This is a genomic window from Sphingomonas naasensis, from assembly GCF_004792695.1.
Lineage (GTDB): Bacteria > Pseudomonadota > Alphaproteobacteria > Sphingomonadales > Sphingomonadaceae > Sphingomonas > Sphingomonas naasensis.
Window position 1 is genome coordinate 44847 of the sequence record NZ_SRXU01000013.1, and the last position, 12441, is coordinate 57287.

At 67.9% G+C, this 12441-nt stretch carries 14 protein-coding genes; 5 read left to right on the forward strand and 9 right to left on the reverse strand.

Translation table 11 applies throughout. The annotated features are described in order from the left end of the window. Nucleotides 1-186: 186 nt before the first annotated feature. From E5A74_RS20350 to E5A74_RS21045, 5 genes are all read right to left on the reverse strand, one after another. The gene (locus E5A74_RS20350; protein WP_135987461.1) at nucleotides 187-1506 is read right to left on the reverse strand and encodes a serine hydrolase; all 1320 of its coding nucleotides are present in this window, start codon (nucleotides 1504-1506) and stop codon (nucleotides 187-189) included. 33 nt (nucleotides 1507-1539) lie between these two features. After that, the gene (locus E5A74_RS20355) at nucleotides 1540-2112 is read right to left on the reverse strand and encodes a hypothetical protein (RefSeq protein WP_135987462.1); all 573 of its coding nucleotides are present in this window, start codon (nucleotides 2110-2112) and stop codon (nucleotides 1540-1542) included. Beyond that, entirely contained in the window at nucleotides 2109-2627 is a 519-nt protein-coding gene (locus E5A74_RS20360; protein WP_135987463.1) for an RNA polymerase sigma factor, read from the reverse strand. Before E5A74_RS20360 ends, E5A74_RS20355 begins: the two co-directional genes overlap by 4 nt. Before the next feature lie 218 nt (nucleotides 2628-2845). Continuing rightward, nucleotides 2846-4825: a DNA topoisomerase IV subunit B gene (gene parE / locus E5A74_RS20365; protein ID WP_135987464.1), complete on the reverse strand. Its 1980-nt coding sequence runs from the start codon at nucleotides 4823-4825 to the stop codon at nucleotides 2846-2848. 15 nt (nucleotides 4826-4840) lie between these two features. After that, nucleotides 4841-4990: a hypothetical protein gene (locus E5A74_RS21045; protein ID WP_166745622.1), complete on the reverse strand. Its 150-nt coding sequence runs from the start codon at nucleotides 4988-4990 to the stop codon at nucleotides 4841-4843. Between the two features lie 130 nt (nucleotides 4991-5120). Between E5A74_RS21045 and E5A74_RS20370 the strand changes: the two genes are divergently transcribed. Further along, complete coding sequence (locus tag E5A74_RS20370) at nucleotides 5121-6281, forward strand: serine hydrolase domain-containing protein (protein WP_206365934.1); 1161 nt, start codon at nucleotides 5121-5123, stop codon at nucleotides 6279-6281. Between the two features lie 4 nt (nucleotides 6282-6285). On the opposite strand, the gene E5A74_RS20375 is transcribed toward E5A74_RS20370, so the two are convergent. The 3 genes from E5A74_RS20375 to E5A74_RS20385 form a co-directional block, all read right to left on the reverse strand. Next, nucleotides 6286-6675, reverse strand: coding sequence for a hypothetical protein (locus tag E5A74_RS20375; RefSeq protein ID WP_135987465.1), 390 nt, complete (start codon nucleotides 6673-6675; stop codon nucleotides 6286-6288). A 3-nt stretch (nucleotides 6676-6678) separates the two neighbouring features. Next, nucleotides 6679-6999 (reverse strand): hypothetical protein, encoded by a 321-nt coding sequence (locus tag E5A74_RS20380; RefSeq protein ID WP_135987466.1) that lies wholly within the window; start codon nucleotides 6997-6999, stop codon nucleotides 6679-6681. A gap of 147 nt (nucleotides 7000-7146) precedes the next feature. Further along, nucleotides 7147-7803: a GcrA family cell cycle regulator gene (locus E5A74_RS20385; protein WP_135987467.1), complete on the reverse strand. Its 657-nt coding sequence runs from the start codon at nucleotides 7801-7803 to the stop codon at nucleotides 7147-7149. Nucleotides 7804-7855: 52 nt separating this feature from the next. On the opposite strand from E5A74_RS20385, the gene E5A74_RS20390 reads away from it, so the two are divergent. After that, entirely contained in the window at nucleotides 7856-8698 is an 843-nt protein-coding gene (locus tag E5A74_RS20390; protein WP_135987468.1) for an ABC transporter permease, read from the forward strand. Nucleotide 8699: 1 nt separating this feature from the next. After that, complete coding sequence (locus E5A74_RS20395; protein ID WP_135987469.1) at nucleotides 8700-9272, forward strand: hypothetical protein; 573 nt, start codon at nucleotides 8700-8702, stop codon at nucleotides 9270-9272. Here the strand turns inward: E5A74_RS20395 and E5A74_RS20400 are convergent. Continuing rightward, nucleotides 9269-9991, reverse strand: coding sequence for a hypothetical protein (locus E5A74_RS20400; RefSeq protein ID WP_135987470.1), 723 nt, complete (start codon nucleotides 9989-9991; stop codon nucleotides 9269-9271). The genes E5A74_RS20395 and E5A74_RS20400 overlap by 4 nt on opposite strands. 197 nt (nucleotides 9992-10188) lie before the next feature. Here E5A74_RS20400 and E5A74_RS20405 point away from each other — a divergent pair, with 197 nt between their 5' ends. Continuing rightward, nucleotides 10189-11385 (forward strand): aspartate aminotransferase family protein, encoded by a 1197-nt coding sequence (locus E5A74_RS20405; RefSeq protein ID WP_135987471.1) that lies wholly within the window; start codon nucleotides 10189-10191, stop codon nucleotides 11383-11385. 135 nt (nucleotides 11386-11520) lie between these two features. Next, nucleotides 11521-12438, forward strand: a complete 918-nt coding sequence (gene argF, locus E5A74_RS20410) for an ornithine carbamoyltransferase (RefSeq protein ID WP_206365937.1) — start codon at nucleotides 11521-11523, stop codon at nucleotides 12436-12438. The last annotated feature ends 3 nt before the right edge of the window (nucleotides 12439-12441 follow it).

Sequence of the window (12441 nt, forward strand, 5' to 3'; positions counted from 1 at the left end):
TTTGGCCGGCCTAGAGTCGTAAGAGTCGCGGTAGAACGACTCTCCCGTTGCGCGGGTAGGAAATATGGTTGCGCAAAGCTGTAGGGAAATCGACGGCGTCAAAGAGCGGGCGCGACAGCTGCCGTGCCGGCGTTCAGCGCAGCAGGCGAGATCCTATTTTGCAAGGCGGATCATCCGCGGACCCGACTACGGCGCCGCCAGCTCCGCTGCGCGGCTGATCAGGCCGGCGAAGCGCAGCTCGGACACCGCCTGGGCGGGGTCGTTCCAGCTTCCCGTCAGCACGTACCAATCGCCGGTCTTCGCCGCGAGCAGCAGCGTCATGTTCATCACCCCGGGCTCCGAGCCGCCCTTGTAGCCGACCCATTGCCATTTACCGGCGGCGGCGGGGGTGATGCCGGGGTTCTTCGACAGCACCGCGCGCGCATCGGCGCCTTTCGGCTCCTCGGTGTTGCGGCGGAGCCAATCCATCACGCGCACGAGATCGGCGGGGGAGAGGAACCATTCGATCTGCTCGATCCGCACCGGCTTACCGTCGCGGAACAGGGTTGGGCGGATCAGCAGCATCGGCGTCTTCGCGACTTCGCCGTCGAGCAGCGCGCGGCGGCCGGCCTCATCGGCGGCAAGCCAGCGGCCGGCGAGATCATTGGCCTCGATTCCCTTCAATTTGAACATCTCGAGCGTGCCGAGGAACGGGCGGTTGCGGGCCGGATCCTTGACGCCGACGACCGGCAGCATCGCCTCGACCCTCTCGCGACCGAGTGTGCGCAGCAAAATGTCGGTGGCGCTGTTGTCGCTGATCGAGATCATCTGGGTGGCGAGCTCGCGCAGGCTGACCTGCGCGCCCCTGGGTTTCATCGTGTAGCCGCCGCCGGGAAGCTCGGACCCGTCGAGCGTGACCATATCGTCCCACTTGCGCTCGCCCGCGTTGGTGGCGCGGACCAGCTCGGCGAGAATGATCAGCTTGAACGCCGAGCCGATCGCGAAGGGGCGATCGGGCTGGTGGCTGGCCAGCAACCGGGGCGCACCGGCGCCGAGCTTCGCAAGGGCGAAGCCGGTGTTGCCGTGGAGCGCGCGGAGAGCGGCGGACACCGCGTCGATGCTCGATACGCGGCTGGCGACGCTGGTGATGCGCAGACCCGACACCTGATGCGGCGCGGCGGAATCGACCACCATCGTCGCCATGGCGACGGCGTCGCGATAGTCGATTTCGAGCGTGCCCAGCCAGGGCGAGGTCATCGTGTCGACACGGACCCCGGTGACCGGTCCGTTGGCCTCGACGAGGCTGGCGCGCAGCGGCTCGAACTTGTCGCGCGGGATTGCGGCGCGAAAGGAGGGCGAGAAGAAGCCGTCATAGCCGGCGAGATCGGTGAGGAGCGTGGTGAGCTCCTTCGCGCGCGCCTCGAACGCGGGGGCCGGGGCGATCGCCGCGGCGGGTGCGGCAGGGGCCGTCTGGGCATCCGCGGCGGCGGGCGCGAGGACGAGCAGGCAAGGCAGCAACAGGCGCATTCCGATATCTCCCCTTGGGTTCGAGTGTAGCCGTCAGAGCTCGCCGCGGTCGAGCGCGTCGATCATCGTCTGGAGGCGGCGCGCGGCGGCGAGGTTGAGCCGGTGGATGCCCCAGAAGACGCCGGCGACGGGCAAGGCGGTGAGCAGCATCGCGAGCAGCGCCGCCCAGAGCGGCATGCGCTCGGCCGAGACGCGGAGGATCGCGAGCAGGAGCAGCACCATGCCGGGCACGGGCGGCGCGAGATACCAGCGCCATACGCTGGCGACGGTATCGCGCTGCGCGACGAGATTGGCGCGATGGAAGGCGAGGCTGGGCGCGCCGAGCGCCGAATCGGGCCGCTGCGGACGCCGCTTCCACAGATTGCGCATCACCACCAGCACGCCGAGGATGATCGCGGCGCAGCCGATGCGAATGCCCCAATCGGGGGCCTGCCATGCGGTGTGGGCGAACACGCCGATGCCGAGCAGCCCGGCGACATATTCGATCGCGTCGCGCCGGCGGATGCCGCGGCGGAAGCGCGCATCGGCGCGGGCGAGCGCATCGGCATCGGGCGGCACGGCGTCCGCATGCTGCTGCGCCCAGAGCGTGGCGAGGGGATCGCTCATGCCGCTTCTCCGGAATGGAAGCGCCGCGCGAGCAGCGCCTTGATGCGATGGACCTTCACCGCGACGGTGCCCGTGGCGAGCCCGGTGACTTCGGCGATCGCGCGCGCATCGAGCCCTTCGAGATAGAGCAGGATGACCTCGCGATCGGGCGAATGGAGGCGGCGGATCAGCGCGTGGAGCCGCGCGATCGTCTGCGCCACGCCGACTTCGGCCTCGATATCGTCGGCGGCGAGCAGATCGGCGTCGTCGAGCGCGACCAGCTTTGCGCCGCGCGCGCGCCGCGCGACATGGCTGGCGGCGACATTGTGCGCGACGCGATAGACCCAGGTCGACAGTGCGCAACGCCCGTCGAACCCGGCGAGGCTGCGCCACAGCGCGAGATGGATCTCCTGCTCGAGATCGCGCGCCTGATCGGCATCGGCCTCGACCGAGCGCGCGAGACGGGCGATCGCCGGCGCGAACGCGGCGCCGGCCTCGGCATAGTGCGCGTCCTGCCTTGTCCGATCGCTGGGCATTGCGTGGGCTTTCCCTCCCGTTCACTGCTTTAGTCCCACGCGAGGGGGATTTCTTACAGGGGGCGGGGAGAAGGCGGGTCTATCCTCCCCCGCAAGGGGGAGGTGTCGCCGAAGGCGACGGAGGGGGAGGCAAGCAGCCAACTGGCCGTCGTGCTTCCTCCCCCTCCGTCATGCTTCGCATGCCACCTCCCCCTGGCGGGGGAGGATCAGATCGAGCCTCAGGCGTCGATGACTTCCTCGTCGAGCCGGGCGGCATTTTCCTGGATGAAGGCGAAACGGTGCGCGGGGTTGTTGCCCATCAGCCGGTCGACCAGATCCTTGACGCCCGCGCGCTCCTCATATTCCTGCGGCAGCGTGACGCGCAGCAGCCCGCGCGTCGCGGGGTCCATCGTGGTTTCCTTGAGCTGGTTGGGGTTCATCTCGCCGAGCCCCTTGAACCGGCTGACCTCGACCTTCTTGCCCTTGAACGGGCCTTCCTCGATCTCGATCCGGTGCGCGTCGTCGCGGGCATAGAGGCTCTTCGCGCCGACGGTGAGGCGATAGAGCGGCGGCTGGGCGAGATAGAGATGCCCCTGCCGGACGATGTCGGGCATCTCCTGGAAGAAGAAGGTCATCAGCAGCGTGGCGATGTGCGCGCCGTCGACATCGGCGTCGGTCATGATGATGATCCGCTCGTAGCGCAGATTGGCGGCGTCGCAGTCCTTGCGCGTGCCGCAGCCCATCGCGAGGATCAGATCGGCGATCTCCTGATTGGCGAGGATCTTGGCCGAGGTCGCGCTGGCGACGTTGAGGATCTTGCCGCGGATCGGCAGGATCGCCTGGGTCTTGCGGTCGCGTGCCTGCTTGGCCGAGCCGCCGGCCGAATCGCCCTCGACGATGAACAGCTCGGTGCCCTCGGGGCTGTCGGCGGCGCAATCGGTGAGCTTGCCGGGCAGGCGCAGCTTGCGCGACGAGGTCGCGGTCTTGCGCTTGACCTCGCGCTCCTGCTTGCGGCGCAGGCGATCGTCCATGCGATCGAGGACATAGGCGAGCAGCGCCTTGCCGCGATCCATATGATCCGAGAGGAAATGATCGAAATGGTCGCGCACCGCGCGCTCGACCAGCGCGGTCGCCTCGGGCGAGGTCAGCCGGTCCTTGGTCTGCGACTGGAATTGCGGCTCGCGGATGAACACCGAGAGCATCAGCTCGGAGCCGACCATCACGTCGTCGGCGGTGATGTCCTTGGCCTTTTTCTGGCCGACCAGCTCGCCGAACGCGCGGATGCCGCGGACCAGGGCCTGGCGCAAGCCCTGCTCATGGGTGCCGCCATCGGGGGTGGGGATGGTGTTGCAATACCAGCTGTACGAGCCCTCGCTCCACAGCGGCCATGCCACCGCCCATTCGACCCGGCCCTGATTCTCGCCGGGGAAATCCTGCTGGCCGGTGAAGAACTCGGCAGTGGCGCATTCGCGCGTGCCGATCTGCTCCTTGAGGTGATCGCCGAGCCCGCCGGGGAACTGGAACACCGCCTCGGGCGGGGTATCGTCCGAGATCAGCGCGGCATCGCATTTCCAGCGGATCTCGACGCCGGCGAACAGATAGGCCTTGGAGCGGGCGAGCTTGTAGAGCCGCGCGGGCTTGAACAGCATCTCGCCGAAAATCTCGGTATCGGGGGTGAACGCCACCGAGGTGCCGCGGCGATTGGGCGTGCCGCCGAGATGCTCGAGCGGGCCGAGCGTCTGGCCCTGGCTGAAGCGCTGGCGATAGAGCTGGCGATCGCGCGCGACTTCGATCTCGGTATCGACCGAGAGCGCGTTGACCACCGAGATGCCGACGCCGTGGAGGCCGCCCGAGGTGGCATAGGCCTTGCCGCTGAACTTGCCGCCCGAATGGAGCATCGAGAGGATGACCTCGAGCGCCGATTTGTCGGGGAATTTGGGGTGCGGATCGATCGGCATGCCGCGGCCATTGTCGATAATGGTCAGCCGGTTGCCGACCTCGAGCACGATCTCGATGCGGTTGGCATGGCCCGCCACCGCCTCGTCCATCGCATTGTCGAGCACCTCGGCGGCGAGATGATGGAGCGCGCGCTCGTCGGTGCCGCCGATATACATGCCCGGCCGCCGGCGGACCGGTTCGAGGCCTTCGAGGACTTCGATCGAGGAGGCGTCATAGGTGCCGGAGGGGACGCCCGGCGCGGCAAACAGGTCTTCGGACATGTCAGGGGTATAGGGTCACGCCGAATTGCCGCGCAAGGCAAGCTTGCGTCCGCCGCCACCGGCAGCCTTCGCGCGCAGCGCCGCGATCTCGCGCATCTCGCCCAGAATGGCGCCGATGCGGCGCGCCTCGCCGAGATGCGACCATTCGCCCGGGTGCTGATACATGGCGGTTCTCCTTGCTGCGGTGCCTAGCCGAAACGGCTTCGCAGGTAAAGAACAAACGAAGAACAATGGCGAGGGTTGCTGGCCCGGGCCGGGGCTGTAGGATCGCGCCCGAAACGAGCGGGGAGCGACGATGCGGATGACGGGATGGGCGGCGACGGCCGCGGGGTTGCTGCTGACCGGCGTCGCGATGGCGGGCCCGGCGGACGACCGGCGCGCGGCGGCGATCGACGCGGCGGCGCAGGCGGCGATGGCGAAGACCGGCGCCAAGGGGCTGGCGGTCGCGATCGTCGAGGACGGCAAGCCGGTGCTGGTGCGCAGCTATGGCGTGCGCAACGCCGCGGGGGCGCCGCTCGAGACCGACACGGTGATGTACGGCGCGTCGCTGACCAAGGCGGTGTTCGCCTATACCGTGATGCAGCTGGTCGACGACGGGAAGATCGACCTCGACAAGCCGATCGCGGACTATCTGCCCAGGCCGCTGCCCGATTATGGCAATCTCGACGCCTATGGCAATTGGGGCGATCTCGCCGGCGATGCGCGATGGCGCAAGATCACGCCGCGGATGGTGCTGACCCACAGCACCGGCTTCGCCAATTTCGCCTGGCTCGAGCCCGACGAGAAGCTGCGCATCCATTTCGCGCCGGGCAGCCGCTATGCCTATTCGGGCGAGGGGATCATCCTGCTCCAGTTCGCGCTGGAGAAGGGGCTGGGGCTCGATCTCGGCGCCGAGATGCAGCGCCGGGTGTTCGACCGGCTCGGCATGACCAACACCAGCATGACGTGGCGCGCCGATTTCGCGCGCAACCTTGCCGATGGCTGGACCGAGGAGGGCAAGACCGAGCCGCACGACGAGCGCAGTCGGGTGCGCGCGGCGGGTTCGATGGACACCAGCATCGCCGACATGGCGCGCTTCGCGGCGGGACTGGTCCGCGGCGAAGGGCTCAGCGCAGCGTCGCGCCGCGAGATGGTGCGCGGGCAATTGCCGATCACCACCGTGTCGCAATTCCCGACGCTCCAGCCCGAGGCGCCGGCCGCGGCGCGGCCGAAAGGCGTCGCCGCGGGGCTGGGGGTGATCGCGTTCGGCGGGCCGCAGGGACCGGGCTTCTTCAAGAGCGGGCACAACGAATCGACCGGCAACAACATGGTGTGCATCGAGCGCGGGCGGCGCTGCGTCGTGCTGCTGTCGAACGACGTCCGCGCCGAGGGGGCGTTCCCCGCGCTGGTCGCCGCGGCGCTCGGCGAGACCGGGCTGCCCTGGCGCTGGGAATATCCCGACCGGTTCAAGCCCTGAGCAATCAGCCCAGCTTGAAGCCCGAGACGATCATCGCGATCACCGCGAACAGGAAAAAGGCGAGCATCAGGATGCCCGGCCAGCGCAGATGATCGGTGCCACCGTCGGCCGCCATCGTCTGATGCGGGGTGAGCGACCAGCCATTGGCCTTGCGGTCGATGCTCTCGAGCGAGCCGGTGATGCCCATCAGATGGAGCAGCGCGAACAGGATCGTCACGCCGAACAGCACCCAGGCGACGTAGAGCGCGACCGGGATCGTCGCGAACTGATCCTTGCCGCGGATCTGGAACTTGTCGAGGAAGGTGATCGTGAAGGCGACCGAGCCGGTCGACAGCGTGATGATCTGCTTGGCGATGTCGGCCGCGGCCTTGAGCCCTTCGATCGACGTCGCCATCGCTCAGCAGAAGGGATGGCGTGGGCAGAACCACGACAATGCAGGGAAGAGGCTCTGCTCGCCGAGTAGCCCGTCGGGATAGCCGGGAATGTCGCGTGCGAGCATGGCGGCATGATCGAGCAACGCGATCAGATCGGCCTCGGCCGCGGCGATGTCGACCGGACGGCCCTGCGCCTCTTCCTCGCTGAAGAACGCGCCGGCGCGCGCCGTCATCTCGCGCAGCGCGGCATCCGCGCCGTCACCGAACCCGCGGCCCATCGCCGCAACATGACGTTGCGCCGCGTCGAACAGATAGCTGCCATAGTCCCGAGCTGCAGATGCCATCGCGCGTGCCCCCGACCGCAGGCGCGCGAGAATATCGCATTCGGAGTGATTGCACAATTGTGCAGATATGCGCCGCGCGAGACCATTCCCGCCGGAAAGCAATCGCCCCGGAAACGGGTTCCGGGGCGATGCGATGTCAGGGCTGGATCAGCGCACCCGCGGGCCGCCGAAGGGCAGCGGCGGCGGTGGGCGGCGATCGCGGCGCGGGAGCTGCGCCTGATAGGCGTGGCCGCAATGCTCGACGCAGTACGGGAAGCCCGGGTTCACCTTGTCGCCGCAGAAATGGAAATCGGGCTCGCCGGGATGGCCGAGCGGCCATTTGCAGATGCGGTCGTTGAGATCGAGCAGGCTGGTCTTGCCCGCGATCGCCTCGCTCGGCTTGGCGGGGACGAGACGGCGCGGCGGCGCGGGCGTGATCGGCGCCGACTGCTCGCCGGGATTCTGGCGGAGGAAGCCGCCCGGGCCGACCGAGCGGAGCACGGGCGCGTTCGGCTCCTTGGGTTCGGCCGGGGCCGCGGGCGCAGGCGCGCTCGGCGGCGCGGCGCGAGTCTCGGCGACCCGGGGTGCGGCAGGCGCGGGCGGCGGCGCGGCGGGCGCGGCAGGCTTGGGCGCGGGTGCCGCGGCTTCGGCCTTGGGCTCGTTCGGCTTGACCGGCGAGGGGCGCGACTGGAGCCCCAGCCGGTGCGCCTTGCCGATCACGGCGTTGCGCGACACGCCGCCGAGCTCCTCGGCGATCTGGGTCGCGGTCATGCCGCTGTCCCACATCTTCTTCAGCGTATCGATACGCTCTTCGGTCCAGCTCACGTCTCTTCCTTCAACTTGCGGGCGGCGCGGCCAGCGTTTACGCGAGCACGCGATGAGCAGCCACCCAGAAACCGGTCATAGCCTCCCCGAACCCGGCGTTCCGGTGATTCGAAACGTGAACTGGGGAGGATTGCGTACGCTCTATATCAAGGAGGTGCGCCGTTTCTTCAAGGTCCAGCTCCAGACGGTGTGGGCACCGGCGGTCACGACGCTGCTGTTCCTCGTGATCTTCACCGTCGCGCTGGGCGGCGGCGGGCGCACCGTCGAGCTGCACGGCCAGAGCATCCACTTCGCCGATTTCATCGCGCCCGGGCTGATCGTGATGGGCATGCTGCAGAACGCCTTCGCCAATGCGAGCTTCTCGCTGCTCGTCGGCAAGATCCAGGGGACGATCGTCGACTATCTGATGCCGCCGCTTTCCACCGGCGAAGTGCTGGCGGGGCTGTGCGGCGGATCGGTGACGCGCGCTTTCTGCGTCGGCGGCGCGGTGTGGCTGGCGATGGCGCTGTGGCCGGGCGTCGAGGTTATGCCGCGGCATTTGTGGGCGATCCTGTGGTTCGGCTTCCTCGGCGCGCTGTTCCTGTCGCTGCTCGGGGTGCTCACGTCGATCTGGGCGGAGAAGTTCGATCACGCCGCGGCGGTGACCAATTTCGTGGTGGCGCCGCTGTCGCTGCTCTCGGGGACCTTCTACTCGGTCGACAAGCTGTCGCCGGTGTTCCAGACGATCAGCCACCTCAACCCGTTCTTCTACATCATCTCGGGCTTCCGCTACGGCTTTCTCGGAGTCGCCGACTCCCCGATCCTGCTGGGCAGCGGCGTCATCCTCGCACTCGATGTCGCGCTGGGGCTGGCCTGCTACGCGCTGCTGCGTAGCGGCTGGAAGATCAAGAACTGACATGACGCTGCCGCCGATCGCCATTGGCGCGGTGGTCGCGGCATGTATCGCGGCGGTGCTTTCCTTTCTCGGGCTGGTGGCGAGCAAGGAGCAAAAGACCTCCGAGTTCCGTCAGGCGTGGATCGACGCGGTGCGAGAGGACGTCGCCAAGCTGGTCGCATCCTGCTTCGGCATCCTCGACGAATTCAGGACCCGCTCGGGTGAGGAAAGCGAGGCGTGGAAGCTGGCGCGCACCGATTTTCTGGAGGCGAACGCCACTGCCACCCGGCTGCGGCTACGGCTGAATCCGAAGGAGGCGCCCTCCCAAAATGTGCTGGACATCATCCGGGAGATGGAGATCACCCTGAACAAGATCTCTCATTTCGAGGGCGGCAATCCGGATGCCTTTGTGGGCCCGCTATCGGCGCTGACGGAACGGCTCGTGATGGGGACGAGCGAGATACTCAAAGCCGAATGGGAGCGCGTCAAGGCCGGAGAGCCCGTATTCAGAGTGTCCAAGTGGGTTGCGCTGATCGTCTTCGCCGCGGTCTCCATCGCCGCCCTCACAGTCTCGGTGCAAGCGACGCTTCTCTAGCCGAGGCTAGCGGCGACCTTGCGCAAGGCGGCGGCGGGATCGCTTTCGATCGGGTCGCCATGGCTGACGATGATGCGGCGGAGATCGGGGGTCGCCGCCCATTCGCGGAGCTGCGCGGCGAGCGCCTGCGGATCGTCGATCATCCTCCGCCGGATCGGCCGCGGGACGCGCGGCCCATGGACGCCGAATCCCATCAGCCGCGCCATCAGCCACGCGCCGATGCCATGCGGGTGGCGGACATGGCCGATCACGTCGTTGAGGATCAGGGTGGTGCCGCCGGCGCGCTTCACCTGCAGCGCGAACTCGCCGAGCTTCGCGCCGGCGATGGTGGCGAAGGCGATCGCGGGATCGCCGATGATGTCGTCGGTCGCGTCGACCGGTACCGCCTCGGCCACCTTGTCGCGCGCGCCCGGCGGAGCGAGGACTTGCAGTTCGGGATAGCGCTGCTTCCAGATCCGCGAGTCGAGCCGGTGCGCCTGATTGGGCACGATCAGGAAGCGCGGCGGGCCGAGCGCCTCGATCCGCGCCATTTCGGGCTCGCGCAGCGCGATCGCGCTCCAGATCGCGGTGCCGCCGCCCTGCAGCGCGATCACCGTCATCCGCCGCGGAAAGCGGCCGAGCGGCATGACGATCTCGCCGGCGACGGTGAGCAGGCCTTGATCGATATCGACCAGCGGCCCGTGCGGGCCGACTTCCCATTTCTCGAGGATCGCGGACATAGCATTCTCCGTTCCGGCAGAACCCGGGCGACGGCGAAACGATCCGGCCATGCGATCGCGGCATGGCCCGGGCCGAAACGATTATTGACGCCGGTGTGGCACTGCTCCTAAACACCCGCTCCGGGCGGTCCGGTTGGCCGCCCTTTTGCGTTTCTGGAGCTCACCCCAGCTTTTTCGACCGAAGGAGGACCGTTCCGATGCCTATCACCCCGCTCATGCCCGTTTACCCGCGGTGCGGTGTGCGGCCGGTGCGAGGCGAGGGCGTCTACCTCTATGGCGAGCGCGGGGAGCAGTATCTCGATTTCGCCGCGGGGATCGCGGTCAATGCGCTGGGCCATGGCCATCCGCATCTGACCAAGGCGATCCAGGAACAGGCCGCGACGCTGATGCACGTCAGCAACCTGTACGGCAGCCCGCAGGGCGAGGCGCTGGCGCAGCGGATCGTCGACAACAGCTTCGCCGACACGGTGTTCTTCACCAATTCGGGCGTCGAGGCGATCGAGTGCGCGATCAAGACCGCGCGTCGCTACCATTACGTTAACGGCAACCCGCAGCGCCACAAGCTGATCACCTTCAAGAACGCCTTTCACGGCCGTTCGATCGGCGCGATCTCGGCGACCGACCAGCCCAAGATGCGCGACGGCTTCGAGCCGCTGCTGCCGGGCTTCGACTATGTGAAGTTCAACGATCTCGAAGGCGCGCTGGCGAAGATCGACGACGAGACTGCCGGCTTCCTTGTCGAGACGGTGCAGGGCGAGGGCGGGATGACCGCGGGCACGCCCGAGTTCATCCAGGGCCTGCGCAAGGCGTGCGACGAGCATGGCCTGTTGCTGATCCTCGACGAGATCCAGTGCGGTTACGGCCGTACCGGCAAGATGTGGGCCTATGAGCATTACGGCATCACCCCCGACATCCTGACCGCGGCCAAGGGCATTGGCGGCGGCTTCCCGCTCGGCGCGTGCCTCGCGACCGAAGAGGCGGCCAAGGGGATGGTGATCGGTACCCACGGATCGACCTATGGCGGCAACCCGCTCGGCATGGCGGCGGGGCAGGCGATCCTCGACGTGATGCTCGAGGACGGCTTTTTCGAGCATGTCACCCGGATGGGCGAGCGGCTGCGCCAGGCGTTCGAGCAGATGATCCCCAACCACGACCATCTCTTCGAGGAGATTCGCGGCAAGGGGCTGATGCTCGGCATCAAGATGAAGGAGCCGGCGGTGAGCCGCGACTTCGTGGCGCATCTGCGCGACAATCACGGGCTGCTCACCGTCGCGGCGGGCGAGAACGTGTTCCGCGTGCTGCCGCCGCTGATCATCGACGAGAGCCATATCGCCGAATGCGTCGAGCGGCTCAGCGAAGGCGCGCGCAGCTTCGCGCCGCCGAGCGATGACTGATATGATCCTCCCCGGCACGGGGAGGGGGACCATGCGCAGCATGGTGGAGGGGGCTCTCCGCGCGCGAGTGGCTTGGGGCACGCCCCCTCCACCATTCGCTGCGCGAACGGTCCCCCTCCCCGTGCCGGGGAGGATCTGATGCGCCACTTTCTCGATCTCTCGGATGCCGGCACCGCGGGGGTGCAGGCGATGCTCGACGACGCCGTGGCGCGGAAGGCGGCGCGCGCGGGCTGGCCCAAGGGCAAGGCCGATGCCGATGCCCCGCTCGCCGGGCATGTCCTCGCGATGATCTTCGAGAAGAATTCGACGCGCACCCGCGTGTCGTTCGACATGGCGATCCGCCAGCTTGGCGGCACCAGCATCGTGATGGATGCGGGCTCGATGCAGCTCGGCCGCGGCGAGAGCATCGCCGACACCGCGCGCGTGCTGTCGGGCTATGTCGACGCGATCATGATCCGCACCGACGATCACCAGAAGGTGGTCGACATGGCGAAATATGCCAGCGTGCCGGTAATCAACGGGCTCACCGACGCCTCGCACCCCTGCCAGATCATGGCCGATCTGCTGACCATCATCGAGCAGAGCAAGAACCTGCCCGGGCTCAAGGTCGCGTGGCTGGGCGACGGCAACAACGTTCTCGCCTCGATCATGGAGGCCGGCGGGCTGATGGACTTCGACGTCGTCGCGGCGTGCCCGCAGGGCTTTCAGCCAAGCGACGAGGACGTCGCGCGCGGGCGCGGCCGGGCTCGGGTGGTCGGCAGCGCGCAGGAAGCGGTCGAGGGTGCCGACATTCTCGTCACCGACACCTGGATCTCGATGGGCCAGGCGCATGCCGAGACCAAGCTCGCGGCGATGATGCCGTTCCAGGTTACCGAGGCGCTGATGGCGGCGGCCAAGCCCGATGCGAGGTTCCTCCACTGCCTGCCCGCGCACCGCGGCGAGGAAGTGGTCGACGCGGTGATCGACGGGCCGCAATCGCTGATCTGGCCCGAGGCGGAGAACCGGCTGCACGCGCAGAAATCCGTGCTAAGGTGGTGCTTCGGGCAGATCTAGGGG

Bases quoted from the DNA above. Each gene is read 5' to 3' on its own strand.
- E5A74_RS20350 (WP_135987461.1), bottom strand. From the start codon at position 1,506: ATGCGCCTGTTGCTGCCTTGCCTGCTCGTCCTCGCGCCCGCCGCCGCG.
- E5A74_RS20355 (WP_135987462.1), bottom strand. From the start codon at position 2,112: ATGAGCGATCCCCTCGCCACGCTCTGGGCGCAGCAGCATGCGGACGCC.
- E5A74_RS20360 (WP_135987463.1), bottom strand. From the start codon at position 2,627: ATGCCCAGCGATCGGACAAGGCAGGACGCGCACTATGCCGAGGCCGGC.
- parE (WP_135987464.1), bottom strand. From the start codon at position 4,825: ATGTCCGAAGACCTGTTTGCCGCGCCGGGCGTCCCCTCCGGCACCTAT.
- E5A74_RS21045 (WP_166745622.1), bottom strand. From the start codon at position 4,990: ATGTATCAGCACCCGGGCGAATGGTCGCATCTCGGCGAGGCGCGCCGC.
- E5A74_RS20370 (WP_206365934.1), top strand. From the start codon at position 5,121: ATGCGGATGACGGGATGGGCGGCGACGGCCGCGGGGTTGCTGCTGACC.
- E5A74_RS20375 (WP_135987465.1), bottom strand. From the start codon at position 6,675: ATGGCGACGTCGATCGAAGGGCTCAAGGCCGCGGCCGACATCGCCAAG.
- E5A74_RS20380 (WP_135987466.1), bottom strand. From the start codon at position 6,999: ATGGCATCTGCAGCTCGGGACTATGGCAGCTATCTGTTCGACGCGGCG.
- E5A74_RS20390 (WP_135987468.1), top strand. From the start codon at position 7,856: ATGAGCAGCCACCCAGAAACCGGTCATAGCCTCCCCGAACCCGGCGTT.
- E5A74_RS20395 (WP_135987469.1), top strand. From the start codon at position 8,700: ATGACGCTGCCGCCGATCGCCATTGGCGCGGTGGTCGCGGCATGTATC.
- E5A74_RS20400 (WP_135987470.1), bottom strand. From the start codon at position 9,991: ATGTCCGCGATCCTCGAGAAATGGGAAGTCGGCCCGCACGGGCCGCTG.
- E5A74_RS20405 (WP_135987471.1), top strand. From the start codon at position 10,189: ATGCCTATCACCCCGCTCATGCCCGTTTACCCGCGGTGCGGTGTGCGG.